We start from the raw sequence: 22,591 nt of genomic DNA, 5'->3' as shown, positions 1-22,591 counted from the left end.
GGAGCAGCGCTACCGGACGATGCTTCGCATCGCCTAGGCTGCCCCGCGTCCGGGACACGAGATCTCCTCTGAGCCTTTGCATTAATTGAAGGCAAGCGGCGCATTGGATTCTTTTTGTGCAGGCGGAACCCGCCTCCTTCACCAAAAAGTCCTGCATCCCCAACTGCGTCTTGCATTGCAACATGGCTTCCGCCACTATTGCGGCAGCGATGAGGCGCGCCCGGCCTAACGGCAGCGGGCAAGCTCATCGGCTCAATCATAAACTCACGAGGAATGCAGCATTATGAGGAAGGGTATTTTCCATCTGGCCACCGGCACGGCGCTCGCGCTTGCGCTGTCGGTTTCGACGGCGTCGGCGCAGAAAAAGTACGACACCGGCGCAACCGATACCGAGATCAAGATCGGGCAAACCAATCCATTCAGCGGCCCCGCCTCCTCCTATGCCACGATCGGCAAGACCCAGGCGGCCTATATCAAGATGATCAACGACCAGGGCGGCGTGAATGGCCGCAAGATCAATCTGATCCAGTATGACGACGCCTACTCGCCGCCCAAGGCGGTCGAGCAGGTGCGCAAGCTGGTCGAGAGCGACGAGGTGCTGCTGACCTTCCAGGTTCTCGGAACGCCTTCGAACGCAGCGGTCCAGAAATATCTCAACTCGAAGAAGGTGCCGCAGCTGTTTGCCGCCACCGGCGCGTCGAAGTTTACCGATCCGAAGAATTTCCCGTGGACGATGGGCTTCAACCCCAACTACTTCGTCGAAGGGCGCATCTACGGCCAGTACATCCTGAAGGAACATCCGAACGCCAAGATCGGCATCCTCTATCAGAACGATGACCTCGGTAAGGACTATCTGAACGGCATCAAGGCCGGCCTCGGCGACAAGGCCGCGAAGATGGTGGTGGCGGAAGCTTCCTACGAAGTCTCCGACCCGACCATCGATTCGCAGATCCTCAAGATCAAGGACGCCGGCGCGGACCTGTTCTTCTCGGCGACGACGCCCAAGCAGGCGGCGCAGGCCATCAAGAAGATCGCCGAACTCAACTGGAAGCCGGTGCACATCCTCGACATCAACGCGACCTCCGTCGGCGCGGTCATGAAGCCTGCGGGGCTCGAAGCCTCCAAGGGAGTGATCAGCGTCAACTACGGCAAGGATCCGCTCGATCCGACCTGGAAGGACGACGCCGGCATGAAGAAGTATTTCGAGTTCATGGCGAAGTACTATCCCGAGGGCGACAAGGACTCGAGCTTCAACTCCTATGGCTACATGACCACGCAATTGCTGATCCATGTGCTGAAGGCATGCGGTGACAATCTGACCCGCGAGAACGTGTTGAAACAGGCCACCAACCTGAAGAACGTTCAACTCGACCTGCTGCTGCCGGGCATCTCGGTGACCACCACGCCGACCGACTATCGCGTCAACAAGCAACTGCAGATGATGAAGTTCAACGGCGAGCGTTGGGAAATGTTCGGCCCGATCCTTGAGGACGCAGGTCCGGCGGGCTAGTCGCGGCGAACCAATCGAAACAATCGGCGGAAAGAAGCGATCGGCGGCCCCTCGGGGCCGCCGATTTTTTCGAACCCTACTTCGGAATCTCGCCGAACGTCTTGCCCGCCGGCAGCACGGCGTGGCGGATCAGGCGGGAATCCTCGACCGCGGCCTGGCGGTGCTTTACCGCCTCGCGGTAGACGGGATCGCGGATCATTTCCGCAAACGCCGCAACGCTCGGATATTCGGCGATGAAGCAATGGTCCCAGCGCTCCTCCTGCGGTCCGATCAGCATCAGCTCGAACCTGCCCTGCCACACGATCCGTCCGCCGAGCCGTTCGAACACCGGACCGCTTTCGCGCCCATAGGCGGCATAGGCCTCCGCGCCGGTCGCCTTGCGGCCGTCGGGGTAGGCCGCCTCGGCGCGCAGCCGGACCAGATTGAGCATGTGGATCGGACCCGGCCGGTCATTGGCCCGAAATTGCGCAAACACTTCCTTGGTCGGATCGATATGGCCCATGCCGTTTTCTCCTGCAAACGCTGTCGTTTGCGTCAATCCTAGTACAGCCCCGCCGCACCTCCTAATCCGGCATTAACCTTTCCGTAACCGACCCTTAAACAGCGACCGGTAGCGTGCGGCGGGACGGGTGTGAACGGCGTTTGGCATGACGTGGAGACGGAAAAAGAGCGGCGGACGCAAGGAGCCGCTGTTTGGGCTTCCGGCAGCGCTCGCGGAGCTGCGCCTCTCGCCCGAGGATCGCATTCCGGCAGCCACCGACGACGACAAACCGAAAAAGCCAGTGCCGAAGCGCAAGCACGATGACGACGAGGACGAGCCGCCGCGCGAGCGTAAGCCGCGCGCGGCGCGTAGCGGAGCGAAGCGGCGCTCGAAACGCCGCTTCAGGTTTGGCCGTCTCGTTTATTGGGGCGCGGTGCTCGGCCTGTGGGCGGCGATCGCGATCATCGGCGTCGTGGTCTGGGTCGGCGCGCATCTGCCGGCAATCCAGTCGCTGGAAATTCCAAAGCGCCCGCCAACCATCCAGATTGTCGGCATCGACGGCAGCGTGCTGGCCTCGCGCGGCGAAGCGCCGGGCGCCAATGTCGCGCTGAAGGATCTGCCGCCCTATCTGCCGAAGGCGTTCATCGCGATCGAGGACCGCCGCTTCTATTCGCATTACGGCATCGATCCGGTCGGCATTGCACGCGCGGCGGTCGCCAACATCCTGCATCGCGGCGTTTCGCAGGGCGGCTCGACGCTGACGCAGCAGCTCGCGAAAAACCTGTTCCTGACCCAGGAACGGACGATCGCGCGCAAGCTGCAGGAAGTGGAGCTCGCGCTATGGCTGGAGCGCAAGCATTCCAAGAACCAAATTCTCGAGCTTTACCTGAACCGCGTCTATTTCGGCTCCGGCGCCTATGGCGTCGAGGCGGCGGCGCAGCGTTATTTCGGCAAGCCGGCGAAGAACGTCACGGTCGCGGAAGCCGCGATGCTGGCCGGTCTCGTCAAGTCGCCGTCGCGGCTGGCGCCGAACCGCAACCCCGAGGGCGCGGAAGCGCGCGCCCAGATCGTGCTCGCGGCGATGGCGGAAGCCAAGTTCATCAGCGACGCCCAGGCCAAGGCTTCGATCGGCCATCCCTCCTACAACGTGAGGCCGGCCGGCGCCGGCACCATCAACTACGTCGCCGACTGGATCGGCGAAGTGCTCGACGATCTCGTCGGCCAGATCGACCAGAGCATCGTGGTCGAGACCACGATCGATCCGAAGCTGCAGAGCGTGGCGGAAGCCGCGATCATCGACGAGCTGGCGGCCAAGAGCGTGAAGTTCCATGTCACGCAAGGCGCGTTGGTCGCGATGACGCCCGACGGCGCGGTGCGCGCCATGGTGGGCGGGCGGAACTACGCCGAGAGCCAGTATAACCGCGCAGTCACCGCCAAACGCCAGCCCGGCTCGGCGTTCAAGCCGTTCATCTACCTGACCGCGATCGAGGGCGGGCTTTCGCCGGAAACGATCCGACAGGACGCGCCGCTCGACCTGAAAGGCTGGCGGCCGGAGAACTATACGCATGAATATTTCGGCTCGGTGACGCTGACGCAGGCGCTGGCGATGTCGCTCAACACGGTCGCGGTGCGGCTCGGCCTGGAAGTGGGGCCGAAGAACGTGGTGCGGACCGCGCACCGGCTCGGGATTTCATCAAAACTCGAGGCCAATCCCTCGATCGCGCTCGGCACCTCGGAAGTCTCGGTCATTGAGCTGGTGGGCGCCTATGCGCCGTTTGCCAATGGCGGACTCGGCGTCTCCCCGCATGTGGTGACGAAGATTCGCACCAACGAAGGCAAGGTGCTGTACAGGCGCACGGCCGATCCGCTCGGCCAGGTGATCGAGCCGCGCCATGTCGCGATGATGAACACGATGATGCAGGAGACGCTGCTCTCGGGCACCGCGCGGAAAGCAGAGATTCCGGGCTGGATGGCCGCCGGCAAGACCGGCACCAGCCAGGATTTCCGCGACGCCTGGTTCATCGGCTACACGGCCAATCTCGTCACCGGCGTCTGGCTCGGCAATGACGACAACTCGCCGACCAAGAAGGCGACCGGCGGCGGCCTGCCGGTGGAAGTATGGACCCGCTTCATGCGCTCCGCGCATCAGGGCGTGCCGGTGGCGGGCCTGCCGAACGCGCAGCGCGGCGGATTTTTGTCGAACATGTTCCAGACCGCGTCGCAGGTCAGTGCACAGCCGCCGCAGTCAACGCCGGTCCCATCAGGTGGCGGATATCGGCCTGCGCCGGCACGAACCTCCGCGCCGCCGCCCAATCCGAATGCGCGGCCGGAAGCCGCGGCAGGACTCGATGGCTGGCTGGTGGATCGGCTGTTTGGAAGGTAGCGATACGCGCGCCACGATTTCAGGCCGTCATACCCCGCGAAGGCGGGGTATCCAGTACGCCGCGGCCTCTCGGCTGATCACCACCGTCTCTGGAATACTGGGTCGCCCGGTCAAGCCGTGCGATGACAATAGTGCGTGCAGGAGCGACTAATCCTCAACCCCGTAACGATGCAAATCGTTGCCGTGGGTGTCGAGCCAGCGCTTGGCGCGTTCGACATGAATGCAGATGCGGTCGACAACCCTCCAGAACCTGGCTGAATGGTTCATCTCGACGAGATGCGCCACCTCATGGGCGGCGAGATAGTCGAGCACGTAGGGCGGTGCGAGGATCAATCGCCAGGAATACGACAACGACCCGGCCGAGGTGCACGAACCCCAGCGGCTCGACTGATCGCGGATCGACACCCGCCTGACCCGCACGCCAAGTTCCCCGGCATAGGCGAGCGATGCCTTGTGCAGATCCTTGCGCGCTTCGCGCTTGAGGAAGTCGTGGACGCGTCGGTCCATGTGATCGTAGCCGCCGGCCACGCATAAAATCTTCTCGCCGCTGTCGCGGGTTTCGGTCCACACCGTGCCGCGTTCGCCGGCGCGATGCACCAGGCGATGCGGCACGCCGCGCAACGGTACGATCGTGCCGGGTTGAAAGGGCGCAGCCTTCGGCAAACGGCCGAGACGGGCGGCGATCCAGCCGCCGTGAAGCTGCGCAAAGTCCTTGGCTTCCGCGAGCGTGCCGCGCGGCGGCATCGTCAGGATGGCTTCGCGATCGGTTGGATGAATGCGCAAGGTGTAACGCCGCGCCCGCCGATGTCGGCGCAGCCTGATCGCAAAGACTTGCGAGCAGTGTTTGACCAAAAGAGTCGCGGGTTCGGCGGGCCGCCGATAAAGGAGGGCGCGAGTAGCCATTTCTTGGAGTCCGGGGAGCAGGAGTTCGCCCGGATTCTGCCATATCCGCCGCCAAGGAAATCGCATCTAAATCGCTCGGCGCAAAAACAAATCATTTGCCCAATATACAGGGGCTGGGCGACGAATCGCCCCTAGGGGCAGGGGCTGGAACCCAAAATTTTTGACGGAACCGGACGTCAAAAACGGCGTCAAGGAATGAGTCTGAACTCACCCCTTGATTCGACCGGAATCCGGATTGTTTGAATCTTCTCAGCAACTTATCGGCGAGACGGAATCGGTGCCGCCGGCGCGCTATTCGGCCGCACGGACCAATGTTGGCTTGATCTTAGCCGCTGACTCATTGGTATTCGTCGCCGACATCATGAAATCGGAGATGCGCGGCACGATTTCGGAACGGAATCGCGATCCGTTGAACACGCCGTAGTGTCCGACGCCCTTTTGCACGTAATGCACGCGGCGATGATCGGGAATATGGGGGCACAAAGCGTGCGTCGCTTCGGTCTGGCCGAGCCCCGAGATGTCGTCGTTCTCGCCTTCCACCGTCATCAGCGCCACGCGCCGGATCTTTGACGGATCGACCGGCTTGCCACGGTGAGTCATCTCGCCCTTGGGCAACGCGTGCTTGACGAACACGAGATCGACGGTCTGCAGGTAATACTCCGCCGTCAGATCCATGACCGCGAGGTACTCGTCGTAGAACTCGCGGTGCTTGTCGACCATGTCGCCGTCGCCCTTCACCAGATTGTTGAACAGCGCCTTGTGCGCGTCGGTGTGGCGGTCGAGGTTCATGCTGATGAAACCCGAGAGCTGCAAAAAGCCCGGATAGACGTCGCGCATCACGCCGGGATGCGGGAACGGCACTTTGGTGATGACATGGTTGCGGAACCAGTCGATGCCGCGCTCGGCCGCGAGGTTGTTCACCGAGGTCGGGTTGCGGCGGGTATCGATCGGGCCGCCCATCAAGGTCATCGACAGCGGCACGAAGGGATCGCGCACGGCTTCCATCACGGAGACTGCCGCCACCACGGGCACCGAAGGCTGACACACCGCGATCACGTGCATGTTGCCGCCGAGCACATGCAGCATCTCGATGACGTAATCGACGTAGTCATCGAGATCGAAGCGACCCTCGGTGAGGGGAACCATACGCGCGTCGGACCAGTCGGTGATGTAGACTTCATGCGTCGGCAGGAACGCCTCGACCGTGCCGCGCAGCAGCGTCGCGTAATGGCCGGACATCGGCGCCACGATCAGGACGCGCGGATGGGGCGCGCGCAGCGGCCGGGTCAGCTTACGATCGAAGTGCAGCAAACGGCAGAACGGCTTTTCCCAGATCGAGCGGACCTCGACCGGCGTGTGGATGCCGTTAACCTCGGTGAAGTCGAGCCCCCATTCGGGCTTGCCGTAGCGGCGCGTGGTGCGCTCGAACAATTCGCAGGCCGCCGCGATCGATTTGCCGAATTGGGTGTGCGACCACGGATTAAGCGGGTTTTGAAACAGGATCTTGGTGGCATCGGTCACGGCGCGCGCCGGATTGAGCGACGCGTGGCCCATTTCGTACATCCAGTACATCGGCGTCGTGAGCGCCGGACTGCCTTCGGCCACCAGCGGCGGTGCGCCGCCAAACTCACCAATCGGCATTTTATTTCTGACCTTCTGTTTGCGCCGCAGCATAGTGCAGAATGCGAAATAATGCGTCAATGCGCCGAACGGGCCTGTCCACGCGCCAAAAGGCGTAGAAACCCCGGAAAACCACGGGAAACTGTGACTTATTCGCCACCCCCGAGCAAAGATCCGTGATGTTTGGCACTGCGCAAAAGAGCGAGGAAGATCGCAAAGGAAGCGGTAAAGAGCACCGTGTTGATGGCAAGTGACCAGACCATCAGGTCGGCTCTAAGCACGTGATCGATCAATAGCGCGCGCATGCCCTCGAACACATAGGTCGGCGGCAGCATCCACGCGATCCATTGCAGCCAGGCCGGCAGCACCGCGACCGGATAGTAGACACAGGCGAGCGGCATCAAGCCGAACATCATCGTCCAGACGATGCTCTCGGCGCCCAGCCCGTTGCGCAGCACCAGGCCAGAAACAAAGATCCCGATCGACCAGCTCGTGAAGATCAGGTTGCAGAAGAACGCGATCAGCGGCAGGCCGATCGCGAAGAAATTGAAATCGAAGAAGAACAGCGCCAGCAGCGTCATCGGAATCACGCCGATCGCGAGCCGGATCAGGCTCATGATCATTAGCGAGATCAGGAACTCGATCGGCTTCAGCGGGCTCATCATGAGGTTGCCGAGGTTGCGCGCCCACATCTCCTCGAGAAACGAAATCGAAAAGCCGAGCTGCCCGCGGAACAGGATGTCCCAGAGGATCACAGCGCCGATCAGCGTGCCGCCGGCGCGCGCGAAGAAATTGTCATTCTGCGCGATGTAGTTCTGCAGAAAGCCCCAGGTGATGATCTGCAGCGCCGGCCAGTAGATCAGCTCCAACAGCCGCGGCCAGGACGACATCAGGAGATACCAGTAGCGCAGCACCATCGCCTGGATGCGGTGCGCGGAGATCCCGTGATGGGTGTCGGTAGCGCTCATGGCGCGGTCTCCGCCACCCGGCCGCGCGCGACGTCGAGAAACACGTCTTCCAGCGTGGTGCGGTTGTAGCGCGCCATGATCTGGTCGGGACTGTCGTCATCCTCGATGCGGCCGCGCTTCATGATGATGACGCGGTCGCACAGCCGCTCCACTTCCAGCATGTTGTGCGAGGCCAGCAGGATGGTGGCGTCGTGGGTCCTGCGATAGTCCTGCAAATGCTGCCGCACCCAGTCGGCGGTATCCGGATCGAGCGAGGCCGTCGGCTCGTCGAGCAACAGCAGCTCCGGCTGGTTGATCAGCGCCTTTGCCAGCGCGACGCGGGTCTTCTGTCCGGCCGATAGCTTGCCATTGGCGCGATCGAGAAAATCTTTAAGGTCGAGGTCGGAGGCGAGCTGCTCAATGCGCTCGGCGAGATTCTCCACCGCATAGAGCCGGCCGAAAATCGTGAGGTTCTGCCGCACCGTGAGCCGCATCGGCATGTCGACATACGGGCTCTCGAAATTCATCCGCCCGAGCACCTCGGCGCTCTGCTCCGGCATCGCATGTCCCAGCACCTGGACGCGGCCCGAGGTCGGCAGCACCAGCCCCATGATCATGGCAATGGTCGTGGTCTTGCCGGCGCCATTGCCGCCGAGCAGCCCGGTGACGCTGCCGCGCGCGATCCGGAACGAGATATCGTCGACCGCGCGGGTGGTCTTGTAGAGTTTTATCAGATGCGCAACCTCGATCGCGGCGGGACCTTGCGGCCCGGCCGCGGGCGATTGCGCTGGTACTGTCTCGCTATCGGCCATTACGGCCCGTTCATTGAGCCATTGCGGCTGATAGCGCAAGGCTTTGCACTCCTGGACGGCGGGAGAACCATGAGGCCCTGCCCCACACGCGATCCAACGAATTTGTGATCGCGCGCTGCGACAGTTAAACTCCAGCAATGTCCGACGTTGCAGCCTCCGATTTCCGCCATCCGCATCGCTATGTCCGTCTCGATACGATCCTCCGGCTGCGCTGGCTAGCGGCGCTCGGTCAGCTCACCGCGATCTTCATCGTGGCGCATGGGCTGGAGTTCGAGTTTCCCGTTGTTGCCTGCGTGGCCGTCGTCGGTATCTCGGCGCTGCTCAATCTTGCGCTGCAGGTTGCCTTCAACCCGATGCAACGGCTGGAACCGGTCTATGCAGCGGCGCTGCTCGCGCTCAACATCGTCGAATTGGCCGCGCTGTTGTTTCTGACCGGGGGCTTGCAGAACCCGTTTTCATTTCTGTTCCTCGGCCCCGTCCTGATCTCGGCGACGGTGCTGCCGATCCGGATGACGGTTGGCCTCGGGCTGTTGGCGGTCGCCTGCTCCTCGGCGCTGGTGTTCTTCCATCTGCCGCTGCCCTGGGACAGTGAAGACCCGCTGGTGCTGCCGCCGATCTATCTGTTCGGCGTCTGGCTCTCGATCGTGCTCGCGATCGGCGTCACCAGTCTCTATGCATTCCAGGCGACCGAGGAGGCGCGCAAACTTTCCGACGCGCTGGCCGCAACCGAGCTGGTGCTGACGCGCGAGCAGCATCTGACCCAGCTCGACGGGTTGGCCGCCGCCGCCGCGCATGAACTCGGCACGCCGCTGTCGACGATCTTCCTGATTTCGCGGGAGCTGGAAAAGACCGTCGAGGGCAACGACCAGTTGGCCTCCGATCTGAAGACCCTGCGCGAGCAGGCGCAGCGCTGCCGCGACATCCTCGCCAAGATCACCCAGCTTTCCTCGTCCGGGGCGCCGTTCGATCTTATGCCGCTGTCTACGCTGATCGAGGAAGTGGTGGCGCCGCACCGCGATTTTGGCGTCACGATCAGGGTGCGGCTTGCTGTCGCAGCCACCCGGGAGCCTGTCGGTGCCCGGAACCCGGCGATTCTGTATGGCGTCGGCAACATCCTGGAGAACGCCGTCGATTTCGCGCGGACGACGGTGGAGGTTAACGCCTGGTGGAACGCGGATACGGTCGAAATCATCATCTCCGATGACGGCCCCGGCATCGCGCCCGACATGCTGAAACGGATCGGCGAGCCCTATTTATCAAGGCGTCGCAGCGCAGATGAAACCCACCGCGAACGCGCCGGCCTCGGCCTTGGCGTGTTCATCGCCCGAACGCTCCTGGAACGTACCGGCGCAAAGGTTTCGTTCTCCAACCGGACCTTTCCCGATCACGGCGCCGTGGTGCGGATCGCGTGGCCGCGCGTCCGCTTCGAGGCCGAGGAAAGTGCTGCCGGGCCAGTGGATTAAAAGGCGTTAAGGATTGAGGAAACGGGGGCTGCTCGACGCTGGGGCCCTTGGCAGTGCAAAATTACCACGCCATATGGTCTATAAGTGCTCCGCATCCGCAACCGGGGATACCTTGCCTTGAACGACATCGCCGAACTGAACGATCTCGCCGACCGCTCGCTGCTGATCGTCGAGGACGACAAGCCGTTTCTGGAGCGCCTGTCGCGAGCGATGGAAACCCGCGGTTTCGCGGTGACATCCTGTGACACCGTGTCCGACGGGCTGGCGCAGATCAACAAGTCAGCACCGGCCTTTGCGGTCGTGGACCTGCGGCTCGGCGACGGCAACGGGCTCGATGTGGTGTCGGCGCTCAAGCGCAAGCGCCCCGACGCGCGTACCATCGTGCTGACCGGCTACGGCAACATCGCAACCGCTGTCACGGCGGTGAAGATGGGCGCGGTGGACTATCTCTCGAAGCCTGCGGACGCCGACGACGTGGTCGCGGCGCTGCTTGCCAGCGGCACCGAGAAATCCGAGTTGCCGTCCAATCCGATGTCGGCGGATCGTGTGCGCTGGGAACACATCCAGCGCATCTATGAAATGTGCAACCGCAACGTCTCCGAAACCGCGCGGCGGCTGAACATGCACCGCCGCACCCTGCAGCGGATTCTCGCGAAGCGCGCGCCGCGGTGATTTCACGGGATCGTAGGGTGGGCAAAGCGAAGCGTGCCCACCATTCACGACAACAATATGGATAGATGGTGGGCACGGCGCGAACGCGCCTTTGCCCACCCTACAGCACCTTCGTCAAAACTCGCAGTGACCGGCAATGAAGCATTGGATTCGCTGGCTGCCAGGTCTCGACACCCTCCGTCGATATGAAGCGGCCTGGCTCAGGCACGATATCCTCGCCGGGCTCGCGCTGTCGGCCATGCTGGTCCCGGTTGGCATTGCCTACGCGGAGGCGTCGGGCTTGCCCGGCATCTACGGTCTGTACGCAACCATCATTCCGCTCTTTGCCTACGCATTGTTCGGCCCAAGCCGCATCCTCGTGCTGGGACCGGACTCAGCTCTTGTAGCTATCATCCTTGGCGTTGTCGTTCCGTTGTCTGGCGGGGATCCCGTCCGTGCGGCAGCCTTGGCCGGCATGATGGCAATCGTTTCCGGGGCGGTATGCATTCTGGCAGGCATCGCGCGCCTGGGCTTTGTGACCGAGTTGCTCTCCAAGCCGATACGCTACGGCTACATGAATGGAATTGCATTGACCGCATTGATCAGCCAACTGCCAAAGCTGTTCGGCTTCTCGATCGAGAGCGAAGGATCTTTGCGGAGCTTATGGGCGATCGCCGGTGCCTTCCTTGAAGGAAAGACCAACTGCGTGGCCTTCGGGATTGGGCTCGGCACGTTGACGGCTATCCTGCTGCTCCAGAAATACAAGCGGCTGCCAGGCATTCTGATTGCAGTCGTCGGGGCAACCGCCGCCGTCGCTGCGCTGGATCTTGCGGCGCGTTACGGCGTGACAGTTCTCGGTCCCCTCACGCAGGGTCTGCCGGGTTTCGCCGTTCCCTGGATCGGCCCCGCCGATATAGTCCCGGTGCTGATCGGCGGTTGTGCGATCGCGATGGTATCTTTTGCTGATACCAGCGTGCTTTCGCGGGCCTATGCCGCACGGTTGGGCGTTCATGTCGATCCCAACCAGGAGATGGTGGCGCTCGGCGCCGCCAATCTGGCAACCGGTCTTTTTCAAGGTTTTCCGATCAGCAGCAGCAGTTCGCGTACGCCTGTTGCGGAAGCCGCCGGCGCCCACACTCAACTGACCTGCATCGTTGGTGCGCTTGCCATCGCTTTCCTTCTGCTGGTGGCACCCAACCTCCTTCAGTATTTGCCCAACGCTGCGTTGGCCGCTGTCGTCATCGCCGCTGCGATCAGCTTGATTGAGGTTACCGACCTCAAGCGGATCTATCGCATTCAGCGGTGGGAGTTCTGGCTATCGATCGTCTGCTTTGCCGGCGTGGTCGCGCTCGGAGTGATTCCGGGAATAGGCCTGGCAATCGCTATCGCCATTGCCGAATTTCTATGGGACGCTTGGCGCCCGCACTCCGCCGTACTGGGCCGCGCCGACGGCGTGAAAGGTTATCACGACATCACGAGATATCCGGATGCACGCCAGATCCCCGGGCTGGTTCTGTTTCGGTGGGATGCGCCTCTGTTCTTCGCCAACGCTGAATTTTTCAAGGAGCGCGCTCTGGACGCGGTTGCGAAATCCCCGACGCCCGTCCGTTGGCTGGTCGTTGCGGCGGAGCCGGTCACCGGCGTTGATGTCACCGCCGGCGATACGCTCGCCGTATTGGACGAGACGTTGCACGCACAGGGTATCGAGCTTTGTTTTGCCGAACTCAAGGATCCCGTAAAGGACAAGCTGAAGAAATTCGGACTGTTGGCGCAGCTTGGCGAGAATTGCTTTTTCCCAACCGTCGGCGCAGCCGTTTCCGGCTACCTGGAAGTCCATGACGTAGAGTGGGTCGACTGGGAAGACCGAGCCAAACGTTAGAGGGTGGCATGTCGGGCACACGCTGATCGACTTCCGCCGTTGGCACTTGGTGGCCGTGATCGACGTCCCGACAGACGTCCGCTGGTCAGGGAAGAGCGGACCTCGAGGGTCTAGCCGCGATGTCCGAGAATGACCCTTTTCAGACTTCGCGGGGCAAAAGGCTTACTGCCAGCTGCGCGTTCTGCTACCTCTGGGTAGTTTTCTCAACGAACCCGAATTGCGATTATGCAGGGCAATTGCGGTGGCCGCCGGGGTGGGTCAGTCAGGCAGACGATCCAACTGCCTAGTCCAGGCGTCGACGATGTCCGATCCACGATCACTAACGCCGGAGATAAAGTTCCGCCGAGGTATTAGTTATGCCGGCGGTCTGGTCGCAATTGGACTGATCTATTTCGCCCTGGCAAAAGGCGGCCTTGCTCTCGCCTCTATTCATCCCAGTGCAACACCAATTTGGCCACCGACGGGTGTCGCGCTGGCGGCGGTGCTGTTGTGGGGATATCGGACCTGGCCCGCAATTTTCGCGGCGGCGGTGATCGCCAATGCGACGACCGCCGGCTCGGTCGCCACCGCAATTGCGATTGCGACCGGTAACTCTCTTGAAGCGGTTGTTGGCGCTTACCTGATCAATCGATGGTCGGGCGGACGTAATACGTTTTCGATGCCAAATTCTGTCGCGAAGTTTGCTCTGATTTGCTTCGTGATCGCGACACCGATCAGCGCCAGCATTGGACTGACCAGTCTTGCAACCGCCGGGTACATCGAACCGACGAATTTCGTGGACGCCTGGGTCACATGGTGGCTGGGAGATGTGACCGGTGCGCTGGTCATTGCCCCTGTTATTGTGCTTTGGGCATCAAGCCACTATCACGTCTTCAACCGCAATGAATTTTGGGAGACGGTCGGCGTCCTCGCGACCGCAGCGGCTGTTGGACTCATTGCTTTCAGTCCCCTGATCGAGCAAACGCCAAGCCGAGATCCATTGGGTTTTCTTGCGATCCTGCCAATGTTGTGGGCGGCGCTCCGCCGCGGTCCACGTGACACCGCAACGGTTGCGCTGGTGCTTGCGGGCATCACGATTTGGGGGACGCTCACGGGCGGCGGCCCCTTCACGACCGCGGATCTCAACGTTTCATTCCTGCTGGTGTTGATGTTCTTGATCAGTATTACCGTTCCAAGCTTGTTACTGAGCGCCGACGTCGAGGTGCGCAAGAAAGGGGAGGAAAGTCTGCGCCGCGCGCAGATCGAACTCGAACGGAAGGTCGCAGAGCGTACGCAAGAGCTGGAGCTCGCCAATGCAGGAAAATCGCGCTTTCTTGCCATGGCAAGCCATGATTTGCGGCAGCCATTACATGCATTAGGCCTGTTCGTTGCACAGCTGCGCACGCCGCTCAAATCGGGGGAAAGGACAAAGACGATCGAGCAGGTCGATGCAACACGCAAAGAAATGGATGAAATGGTCAATTCGCTCCTGGATATTTCCAGGCTCGACGCTGGGATCCTTACACCCAAAATTACCGAATTCCCAATCGCGCGCCTGTTGCAAAAAATTGAGACGACGTTTGATCAGGCAACGCGAGAAAAAGGCTTGCGTCTACGCATTAGGCGAAGTGACGCCTGGGTGAGGAGCGACGTCATGCTGCTCGAACGCATACTGCTCAATCTGGTATCCAATGCTGTGCGCTTTACATTGCGGGGCGGGATCATCGTCGGATGTCGTCGGCGCGGTGAAATGTTGCGTATCGAAGTATGGGATAGCGGTTCCGGCATTCCTGAGGATCAGAAGCAGAATATCTTTGGCGAGTTTTTTCAACTTCCTGCACCAGAACTGAGCCGGTACGGCGGCCTGGGCCTCGGCCTGGCTATTGTCGACAGGCTTCGCCTACTTCTCAACCATCAAATCGACTTAGCTTCGACCGTGGGCCGAGGTTCGCGATTCGCAATTCTGGTTCCGATGGCCGACGAATGCGTCACGTCCACCGAGCCCGTCGACTCACCTCGCCCCGCAGCCTTTGCGGTCGAAGGCAAGGTAATTTTTGTTATTGCCGATGCTCCAATTGTGTTGGAGGAAACGGGCGGATTGCTTGGCAAATGGGGATACTCCGTCCGTACCGCCGAATCCGACGAAGCTGCACTTATCCGACTTGCTGAGCGCCAACAACGCCCCGATCTTATAATCTCGGACTATCATCTTGCGAGCGGAAAGACCGGGATCCGAGCAATTGAACAAATTAATGCGGCGTTTGGTTCATCGATTCCAGCTATTCTCATCAGCGGCGATCCGGCACCTGAACCATTACGTGACGCTAAGGATAGAGGATACATTTTGCTGCACAAGCCTGTCGACCCAATGCGGCTCCGCGCTGTCATGCAAGAGCTCTTTATGGATCATGACGATAAGAGAGATACCGGGCCGGCTTTATGACTCAGATTTCGGCGACGAATCCCAGCCCATTTTTCCTACTTTTATTACTGCCTCGGTGCGGCTCGTTACGCTGAGCGCCTTGAGAATGACCGTGATGTGGTTCTTCACTGTCGGCACTGCCATATTGAGGGTCTTGGCAATGACCTTGTTGCTTTTTCCCTTCATCAGGAGCGCAAGCACTTCAATCTGCCGATCAGTCAATCCGAGGCCCTTAAGAGAGTCGCGCGCCGCTAGCTTATTTGTAGGCCGCGGAGTGGTTTCCTCCAGAATTTCCGAGGGAATGTAAATACCGCCGGAGAACACTAACTTAATGGCGTTGAGCATGACCTCTCGTTCGGTAGTTTTCGGGATGAAACCCAGAGCGCCAAGTTTGAAAGCACGCTTGACTGTGTCTTGATCATCCGAGGACGAAAGAATGATGATAGCAATGGTCGGACAGCGGTCTCGCAGTTCGCGGAGGACAGAGAAGCCATCTCGATCAGGCAAATTGATATCAAGTAAAATGAGACTGATGTCGGGATGTTCCTGGACTATGTGCATTGCCTGACGGCTGTTCGAAGCTTCAAATATGACGGCTTCTCGCTTCAGCTGTGTCAGAACAGCGTGTAACGCCTCGCGAATCAATGCATGATCGTCGACAATAAGAACTTTCATTGAAAGCTCTCCGTCATCCGATTGCACGGAGATCCAATTAAAAGAAAATCATACACCCACCTTCGGGTCTTTGGCGAGGAAGAGGCTGGCGGAAGACTGGCTCCCGAAACCGTCCATCCTCCATTCGTGGCCCAACCAGCGGTTCGCCGTCAGCCACTCAAGGTAGGAGCCGAATGCCGTTGTGTGCTGCAATTGTAATCGCCTCACGGTAGGACACCGAAAAAGCGAGTGCGGACCACGAGACTCGCGGGACTCAGAGTCTCCTTCGCCCATGCGTAATGGTGAACGTCCATGATGCGTCTGACGGATGTCAATTGATGCCGAGATCTGTACGGTACCTTGATCATAGGACCTAGGAACCTCTCTGTGTGGACCTCCGGCTGATTGACGCGCTGTGCCGTTGAACGATGATCGTCAACGGATAGCCTCACGCGCTAGGATGTTCTACCAAGCGCCGCCATATGATCGTCATCGCAGCTTTCGTCGCCGGGTTCGGCGTGAAGCAGCTCTAGACTGCAGCGTTGGTGCGATCCGGCAGTGCGGCGACGATGGTTATTGTCAAATTCGGTCCCTCGTGAAGCGTGCTCGCACGCCGGACGGGCAACCAGATGCATGATCGCACTGCCACCCCGAAGCCATTGGCAGGCGCGCTGCCGGAGCTGAACGGCTACGGCCGCGATCTGCGCATTGATGCCTGCCGCGGCATCGCGCTCTGGTGCATTTTTCTTGACCATGTCCCCAACAACATCGGGAGCTGGCTGACGCTGCGTAACTACGGCTTCAGCGATGCCGCGGAAGTGTTCATGTTCGTCTCGGGTGTGACCTGCGCGCTGGCCTACGGCAAAGCACGGCGGTGCGGGGGCTGGACCGGCGTGATCGGCCGAACGCTGTGGCGAAGCTGGGATATTTATGTCGCATTTCTGCTGCTCACGCTCGCCTGCGCCATCATGGTTCACCTCGCAGGCGGCGGCCATCTTGCCGACGAGAGCAATACGCGCATTCTGTTGGAACAGCCGGGCGTGACGCTCGCGCACGCGGCGATCCTGCAATACCGCCCCGTCAACACCGACGTCTTGCCGCTGTTCGTGCTTTATCACCTTTTGTTCGCGCCGCTGCTGTGGCTGCTGCTGCGAATGCCAAATGTGACGCTCGGCGCCTCGCTGTTGCTTTACGCACTGGTGCAAGCCTTCGGCTGGACCGTGCCGGCATGGCCCAACAGCCATTGGTTCTTCAATCCGCTGGCCTGGCAGCTGCCGTTTGTGCTTGGCGCGTGGTGGATCATCGAGGGCAGGAGATTCCGGCCGTCGGTGACCTCACGCACGGCGCTTGTGGCTGCCGTTCTCTATCTGGTGTTCAGCCTCATCATCGCATTGAGCTGGAGCATCAAACCGCTGGAAGCGCCGCTTCCGCAGGCGCTGCTGACGCTGCTTTACCCGATGGACAAATCGAATCTCGATCCATTGCGACTGCTGCATTTTTTGGCCCTTGCGGTTTTGGTGATATGGGTCGTGCCTCGCGACTGGCGAGGGCTGACGACGGCGGTGATGCGCGGCGCCATTCTCTGTGGCCAGAACTCGCTGCCAATCTACTGCCTCGGCGTTCTGCTGACGTTCGCCAGCCACCTTGCGCTGCTCGACATCTCGGAGGGGCTGACGATGCAGATCGCGCTCAGTGTTGGCGGCGTCCTGGCAATGATCGTGGCGGCGATGCTGCTGAACTTGATCAAGATCAAACCCAGGCAGCAGCCGCACGCGAAGCCCGCCGACCTGCCAACCAAGCTTGAGCTGGTCATCAATCTCAAGACAGCCAACGCGCTCGGCGTTTCCGCCCACACTGCTCGCCCGTGCCGACGAGGTGATCGAATAAAGATGCTGTTTGCTCCGGTGCGCGAGTCCGGCTGCGGCGCTGATCCAGTGCCAGCAATCGCGCACGCCTTCGGGCCACCGGCGAAAACTGCGGGTCAGGATGTGAATTAGATCACAAGGACGTAGAGCCTGCCCTTATTCTTCCGGCCATCGTACAGGAGCCAAGGCCATGATTTCCCACCCAAGGACCCACAAGCGAGCGGTGCTGATCGCGGCGTACGTGATACTTGCCTGCGTAGCGGCACTACTGTCGGTCAACCTGACGTCACCCACCAGCGCCGCGCTCGGCGCTGACTGGCAGTGCAGCCGGTTTGCGCTCGTAATCACAACCTGCACCCCGGTGCGTGCACACGAGACCGTTTCCACTGGCGTGCGCAAGCGGACCTAGTACACGACGTCACGCCGGCCGCAGTGCTTTCGAATTCACGGTCGGTCCATCAGCCGAGGCGCCTCAACACCCCGGCCTTGTGCAAGGCGATGTGATCGGTCTTGTCGCTCTTGATTTCATACTGCGGATCCTCTCGTGTAGCACGGTGGATGTGGCCTTTATAGTTGACTGCTCGTTTGTGCACTTTGATGATTTTTCCGCGCGCACGTCCGGCTTCCGAATTCCAGCTCACGTGATCGCCAACCTTAAACGCTTTGGCCATGGCTCAGTCCTGGTCCGCTCCCTATCGTAGGCTACGCACGATGAGAAGAGCGCGTCTGTATAACTTTGATCGCTAATTTGTGTTCCTGCCTGCTAGCGAATAGCCATGTCGCGCCGCACAGGCGAGAGCGAAGATCGATCAGTCGAGATGTGGCGTGACGTTGAGTCCGGCGATGTCCGGAAGTGGCCCATTTCGAACCTCGCGCAATCTCCGATCCGAGTCCGCTGTGCGCTCAAAAGCTGACATCATCGATTATGAATTCGGGGCAGAGCGCCGCTAGCGCGGCGGGCTCTGTACCGGCCCGCCCGTCTCGTTGGCTGCATTTGGCAGACGCGCTCTCGAATTGCGGATGCGCCGGCAAGCCCGCTTCGCGATCTAAAATTCACCGTGCCCTTGCGGATCGACCAGCCGGTTGATGCGCTGCGCGGCGGCCATTGCGAACCTCACTGTCATCGATTTGCGCGTGGCGGCCGGCAGGCGATGCTCGGGCGCCTCGCAATGCAGGTGCGCGCCATAGGCGTCGGCGATGATCAGGCCGGTGTCTTGCGGGAAGATCTCGCAAGGAAGGTCCTGCGTGAAGGCGAAGAACAGCCGGTCGCAATGCATCCGGTAATCCTGCCATTTCTGGTCGGCGCGCAGATCTTCCACCGATGACTTGATCTCGACGATCCAGATCTCGCCCTTCTCGTTCAGCGCCACCAGGTCGGCACGCCGGCCCGACGGCAGCGGCAATTCGCTGACGCACGAGAAGCCCAGCGACCGTAACAGCCGCGCGGTGCCGCGCGCGATTGCCAGCGCGGTCTCCGACTGACGGCGGTCCGGCGCAGGCACGAGGCTGATGTGGCGGGCGGGTGATTCCATGATGCTCGAACCATAGCCGATTTCGGGCCACGTGGTCGAGGATACGCTGAAGGCGCAGATCAAGCGGTAGGTTATGCAGCTGTCATTCCGGGATGGTCCGTAGGACCAGACCCGGAATCTCGAGATTCCGGGTTCGGCTCTCCGAGCCGCCCCGGAATGACGGACCCGACTCAGGGGTGCCGGCCCATGGCGAGCTGATAAATCGTCACCAGAACTTCGAACAGGATCAGGAGCACGATAATCACTTCGAGCCGAAGCGAGCGACGCGTGTCGATGATATCGGTCAACACCTGCGCGCTCTCGGCAATGACGGCGAGCTTGCTGTTCAGCGATTCCGCACGCTCATTGAGCTCGTACTCGTCTTCCAGCCGGGCATACAGCCGCTCCAAATGCGGCTTGTCCCAGAGTACGTCGGGTTTCTCTTCCACCTCGACCGGCCCCGACACCCGATGCCGCACCAGAAGCGCGCTGCCGATATTTTTCAGGATCGAGCGACGGCTGCCACGCATACGCCCGCTCAGCGCCAGTTCCCGCGCGAACGGTTCGGTCGTGTCGAATACGCTGGCAACCTCGCGTTCGTGCCGAGCCAGAACGACGCTCTTCGCCAGCGCCTCGCCGACCAGAATCAGCCGCTCGGGCGAAAGGCTTTGCAGGCAGATCGGCCCGCCGGGTGGAATCTGGTCCTCCCTTTCCGGGGCCAGCTCGACGATTGCGATTTCCTCGTCACGCCGCGCAAACTTGCCCGTCATGCGCTTGTCAAGGCCGCGAAGGAATTCCTCTTCTTCCAGCGCGTTCAGTCCGATCAGGACCACCACGCCATAGCGGAAGAGAATCGCGACGCCATTCTCGTTGACGCGAAACGCAAGCGGTGTGGTGGCAAGGACATCGCCGCGCTCAAGGCCCGACGTGTTCAGACGATCGCTGACAAAGAAGGCGCGAGCCGTAGTGCGAGGCCCGACCAGCGACGATGTAGAAGCCTTATTCGATGCAGAATCCTGGCTCATGGAAATCCCAACTGCCGAACCCCGATGAAATCCGAAACTGGCCGGCAAAGGCGATACAAGACCTCGCACTCCAACCCGTCACACGACGCGCAACCCTATCACGGAGCCGTGTGGATCACACGCCGGTTACAAGATGATCGCAAGCCCCGTGTTGACGACCTTCCGGGGATGAATATGTTCCCCAGATGGAAAACAGAACCGATACCCAGGCCGAGAACCAGGCGAAGGCCGGCGCGATGATCGTGCCGGTGACGCTGTTCGAGCAAAACTGCACCATCATCTGGCACGAGCCTTCCAAGAAGGCCGTGGTGGTCGATCCCGGCGGGGACGTTCCCAAAATTCTGGAGGCGATCAAGCAGACCGGCGTCACGGTCGAGAAGATCTGGCTGACGCACGGCCATATCGATCATGTCGGCGGCGCCGCCGATTTGCGTGACGCGCTGCAGGTCAAGATCGAGGGTCCGCACATCGCCGACAAATTCCTGCTCGACAACGTCGTCTCGAGCGGCGAGCGCTTCGGCATCACCGGGGTGCGCAATTTCGCGCCCGACCGCTGGCTCGACGAAGGCGATCAGGTCTCGATCGGCGAACTCACCTTCGACATCCTGCACTGCCCCGGCCACTCACCGGGCAGCGTCGTGTTCTTCAACAAGGAATTGCGCTTCGCCCATGTCGGCGACGTGCTGTTCAACGGATCGGTCGGGCGCACCGACCTGCCCGGCGGCAGCCACGCCACGCTCATCAATTCGATCAAGGAAAAGCTATTGCCGCTCGGCGACGACGTCGGCTTCATCTGCGGCCATGGCGCCGGCTCCAGCCTCGGTCAGGAGCGGCTGACCAATCCGTTCCTTACAGACGAGATGTGAGCTGAAATTGTCCGGCTGACGCTGTGATGTCCGGCTACTTCATCAAGCCTGCGGCCGTCAGCGCGCGGGTGATGACGCTGCCGACATCGATGCCGCGGCGTTTCGGTTCGCGCGGCGCCGGCTTGTGTTCCCGAACCGGCTTGTGGGTCCTCGACCAGAGTCTTGCGGCGATATCGGACGACTGCAGGGACTCCGTGGCGGCCGACGGAACGATCTTCGGCGCCTGCGCCGGCCTGGCCGCTTCGCTGGCCGGACTGACGCGCTCGGTCAGGCCGAAAAAATTTGCGATGTGATACGACGAGGAAATTCCCGCCTCGATCAGGAACGCACCTTCCGCGCCGTAGCGCTCCTCATTGCCGGCAAGCCCCAGCGGCGTACCGTGGGCCATATCGGTGATGGTATAGGACTCCACGACGGTCTCGCCGTCTTCATTCCACCAGACTTCGCGCGGATGGCCGTCGACGTCTCCCGTCGACATCGGCGCCGCCGGCAGGCTGTGGACGTCGAGCCACTGCTTGACGATCTCATTGGCGTTGCCCGGGTTGACGGTGCGATCGGCGCTGCCGTGCCACACCGACACTTTCGGCCATGGTCCCCTGTGCTTGGAGGCCTTGCGCACGAGATCGCCCAGCTTGCCGGCGGGGCGCGACGTCGACTGCATCATGCCGCCGAGCGCTTCGCGGACATTGCTGGCGATACCGTAGGGCAGACCGGCGACGATGGCGCCGCCCGCAAACACGTCCGGATAGGTCGCCAACATCACCGAGGTCATCGCGCCGCCGGCGGAAAGCCCAGTAATGAAGATGCGGCGCGAATCGATCTTGTGATCGGCGACCATCCGCGCGACCATCTGACGGATCGAAGAGGCCTCGCCGCGGCCGCGCGCGATGTCGCCCGGATTGAACCAGTTGAAACAGGTGTTGGCGTTGTTCGACGCCTGCTGCTCGGGCATCAGCAACGCAAACCCGTAGCGCCTGGCGAGCGTCGACCAGCCGGTGCCGAAGTCGTAACCGGCCGCGGTCTGGCCGCAGCCATGCAGCACGACGACAAGGGCGCGTGCGGACAGCAATTGCTCCGGCACGAAAGCGAACATTTTGAGCGCACCGGGATTGGTGCCGAATCCGCTGATTTCGACGAGCGGACTGCCGGCCCCGGGCAACTTGCTTCGGCCATAGATTCCCAGGCCATTGAACCCGTTCAGCTTCGGGAAATGGCGCAAGAATTCGACGTTCTTGGCGATGGACAACGACAGACTCCTGGGGGCGATTCTTCTTAACTCATGCTACCCAGAACAGATAGTTGCTGCACTGCAAAATAAAAAGACCGTGCACTGTCATTCCCCACAATCAAATTTTGGCAGTTGACGTTAATTTGTCATCCTGTGATCCGACGCATCCATGTCAGGAATGCGGCGCAGGCGATGATCGACAATGCAAACAGTGCGGCAGCCGCAAGCAGCGCCGCCCCCGCCGGCTTGGCAGATTCGATGGCCAAGAATACCGCGCCGATGGCGGCCACGATCAAGCCGGTCGACGGTGGAGCGAACCGAAACGCTGATCATGCCGTCGATGGCGAAGGAGACCGGAGCGTCAGTCTCTAGCGCGCTCAATTCTGACGTTG

General features: G+C 61.2%; 19 protein-coding genes and 1 pseudogene. 10 read left to right on the top strand and 10 right to left on the bottom strand.

The annotated features are described in order from the left end of the window. The first annotated feature begins 283 nt into the window (after positions 1-283). Positions 284-1,510, top strand: a complete 1,227-nt coding sequence (locus tag V1277_RS16130; RefSeq protein ID WP_334417177.1) for an ABC transporter substrate-binding protein — start codon at positions 284-286, stop codon at positions 1,508-1,510. A 76-nt stretch (positions 1,511-1,586) separates the two neighbouring features. Here the strand turns inward: V1277_RS16130 and V1277_RS16125 are convergent, their stop codons facing one another. Next, complete coding sequence (locus V1277_RS16125) at positions 1,587-2,012, bottom strand: DUF1330 domain-containing protein (protein WP_334417176.1); 426 nt, start codon at positions 2,010-2,012, stop codon at positions 1,587-1,589. Between the two features lie 145 nt (positions 2,013-2,157). On the opposite strand from V1277_RS16125, the gene V1277_RS16120 reads away from it, so the two are divergent. Continuing rightward, complete coding sequence (locus V1277_RS16120) at positions 2,158-4,374, top strand: transglycosylase domain-containing protein (protein WP_334417175.1); 2,217 nt, start codon at positions 2,158-2,160, stop codon at positions 4,372-4,374. A 147-nt stretch (positions 4,375-4,521) separates the two neighbouring features. Here V1277_RS16120 and V1277_RS16115 read toward each other — a convergent pair. The 4 genes and pseudogenes from V1277_RS16115 to V1277_RS16100 all read right to left on the bottom strand — a co-directional run bounded on the left by V1277_RS16115 (position 4,522) and on the right by V1277_RS16100 (position 8,656). Beyond that, positions 4,522-5,372: pseudogene (locus tag V1277_RS16115) on the bottom strand (M48 family metallopeptidase). A gap of 196 nt (positions 5,373-5,568) precedes the next feature. Next, a complete protein-coding gene (locus tag V1277_RS16110; protein ID WP_334417174.1) occupies positions 5,569-6,918 on the bottom strand; it encodes a polyhydroxyalkanoate depolymerase in 1,350 nt (449 codons plus the stop codon). A 128-nt stretch (positions 6,919-7,046) separates the two neighbouring features. Then, the gene (locus V1277_RS16105; RefSeq protein ID WP_334417173.1) at positions 7,047-7,865 is read right to left on the bottom strand and encodes an ABC transporter permease; all 819 of its coding nucleotides are present in this window, start codon (positions 7,863-7,865) and stop codon (positions 7,047-7,049) included. After that, positions 7,862-8,656: an ABC transporter ATP-binding protein gene (locus V1277_RS16100; RefSeq protein ID WP_334420390.1), complete on the bottom strand. Its 795-nt coding sequence runs from the start codon at positions 8,654-8,656 to the stop codon at positions 7,862-7,864. The genes V1277_RS16105 and V1277_RS16100 overlap by 4 nt, the downstream gene beginning before the upstream one ends. Before the next feature lie 137 nt (positions 8,657-8,793). Here V1277_RS16100 and V1277_RS16095 point away from each other — a divergent pair, with 137 nt between their 5' ends. The 4 genes from V1277_RS16095 (at position 8,794) to V1277_RS16080 (ending at position 15,071) form a co-directional block, all read left to right on the top strand. Further along, complete coding sequence (locus V1277_RS16095; RefSeq protein WP_334417172.1) at positions 8,794-10,119, top strand: ActS/PrrB/RegB family redox-sensitive histidine kinase; 1,326 nt, start codon at positions 8,794-8,796, stop codon at positions 10,117-10,119. Positions 10,120-10,236: 117 nt separating this feature from the next. Then, complete coding sequence (locus tag V1277_RS16090; protein ID WP_028347745.1) at positions 10,237-10,791, top strand: ActR/PrrA/RegA family redox response regulator transcription factor; 555 nt, start codon at positions 10,237-10,239, stop codon at positions 10,789-10,791. 136 nt (positions 10,792-10,927) lie between these two features. Beyond that, positions 10,928-12,649 (top strand): SulP family inorganic anion transporter, encoded by a 1,722-nt coding sequence (locus tag V1277_RS16085; protein ID WP_334417171.1) that lies wholly within the window; start codon positions 10,928-10,930, stop codon positions 12,647-12,649. Positions 12,650-12,950: 301 nt separating this feature from the next. Beyond that, positions 12,951-15,071, top strand: coding sequence for an MASE1 domain-containing protein (locus V1277_RS16080; protein ID WP_334417170.1), 2,121 nt, complete (start codon positions 12,951-12,953; stop codon positions 15,069-15,071). On the opposite strand, the gene V1277_RS16075 is transcribed toward V1277_RS16080, so the two are convergent. After that, positions 15,066-15,725 carry a response regulator transcription factor gene (locus tag V1277_RS16075; protein WP_334417169.1) on the bottom strand — a complete coding sequence of 220 codons (660 nt, stop codon included), beginning with the start codon at positions 15,723-15,725 and terminating at the stop codon, positions 15,066-15,068. The genes V1277_RS16080 and V1277_RS16075 overlap by 6 nt on opposite strands. Positions 15,726-16,333: 608 nt before the next feature. On the opposite strand from V1277_RS16075, the gene opgC reads away from it, so the two are divergent. Further along, positions 16,334-17,701: an OpgC domain-containing protein gene (opgC, locus tag V1277_RS16070; RefSeq protein ID WP_334417168.1), complete on the top strand. Its 1,368-nt coding sequence runs from the start codon at positions 16,334-16,336 to the stop codon at positions 17,699-17,701. A gap of 58 nt (positions 17,702-17,759) precedes the next feature. Next, a complete protein-coding gene (locus tag V1277_RS16065; protein ID WP_334417167.1) occupies positions 17,760-17,978 on the top strand; it encodes a hypothetical protein in 219 nt (72 codons plus the stop codon). Positions 17,979-18,027: 49 nt separating this feature from the next. On the opposite strand, the gene V1277_RS16060 is transcribed toward V1277_RS16065, so the two are convergent. The 3 genes from V1277_RS16060 to V1277_RS16050 all read right to left on the bottom strand — a co-directional run bounded on the left by V1277_RS16060 (position 18,028) and on the right by V1277_RS16050 (position 20,105). Continuing rightward, positions 18,028-18,240: a DUF2945 domain-containing protein gene (locus V1277_RS16060; protein ID WP_334417166.1), complete on the bottom strand. Its 213-nt coding sequence runs from the start codon at positions 18,238-18,240 to the stop codon at positions 18,028-18,030. A 375-nt stretch (positions 18,241-18,615) separates the two neighbouring features. Further along, complete coding sequence (locus V1277_RS16055; protein ID WP_334417165.1) at positions 18,616-19,101, bottom strand: MmcB family DNA repair protein; 486 nt, start codon at positions 19,099-19,101, stop codon at positions 18,616-18,618. Positions 19,102-19,271: 170 nt separating this feature from the next. After that, positions 19,272-20,105: an RMD1 family protein gene (locus V1277_RS16050; RefSeq protein WP_334417164.1), complete on the bottom strand. Its 834-nt coding sequence runs from the start codon at positions 20,103-20,105 to the stop codon at positions 19,272-19,274. A gap of 185 nt (positions 20,106-20,290) precedes the next feature. Here V1277_RS16050 and V1277_RS16045 point away from each other — a divergent pair, with 185 nt between their 5' ends. Next, the gene (locus V1277_RS16045; RefSeq protein ID WP_334417163.1) at positions 20,291-20,971 is read left to right on the top strand and encodes an MBL fold metallo-hydrolase; all 681 of its coding nucleotides are present in this window, start codon (positions 20,291-20,293) and stop codon (positions 20,969-20,971) included. A gap of 34 nt (positions 20,972-21,005) precedes the next feature. Here the strand turns inward: V1277_RS16045 and V1277_RS16040 are convergent, their stop codons facing one another. After that, entirely contained in the window at positions 21,006-22,217 is a 1,212-nt protein-coding gene (locus V1277_RS16040; RefSeq protein ID WP_334417162.1) for an extracellular catalytic domain type 1 short-chain-length polyhydroxyalkanoate depolymerase, read from the bottom strand. 174 nt (positions 22,218-22,391) lie between these two features. Here V1277_RS16040 and V1277_RS16035 point away from each other — a divergent pair, with 174 nt between their 5' ends. Beyond that, a complete protein-coding gene (locus tag V1277_RS16035; RefSeq protein WP_334417161.1) occupies positions 22,392-22,571 on the top strand; it encodes a hypothetical protein in 180 nt (59 codons plus the stop codon). Positions 22,572-22,591 lie beyond the last annotated feature (20 nt).

It is taken from the genome of Bradyrhizobium sp. AZCC 1588, assembly GCF_036924735.1.
Lineage (GTDB): Bacteria > Pseudomonadota > Alphaproteobacteria > Rhizobiales > Xanthobacteraceae > Bradyrhizobium.
The sequence above is the reverse complement of the archived record's forward strand: the minus strand, read 5'-3'. Positions and strand labels throughout refer to the sequence as shown.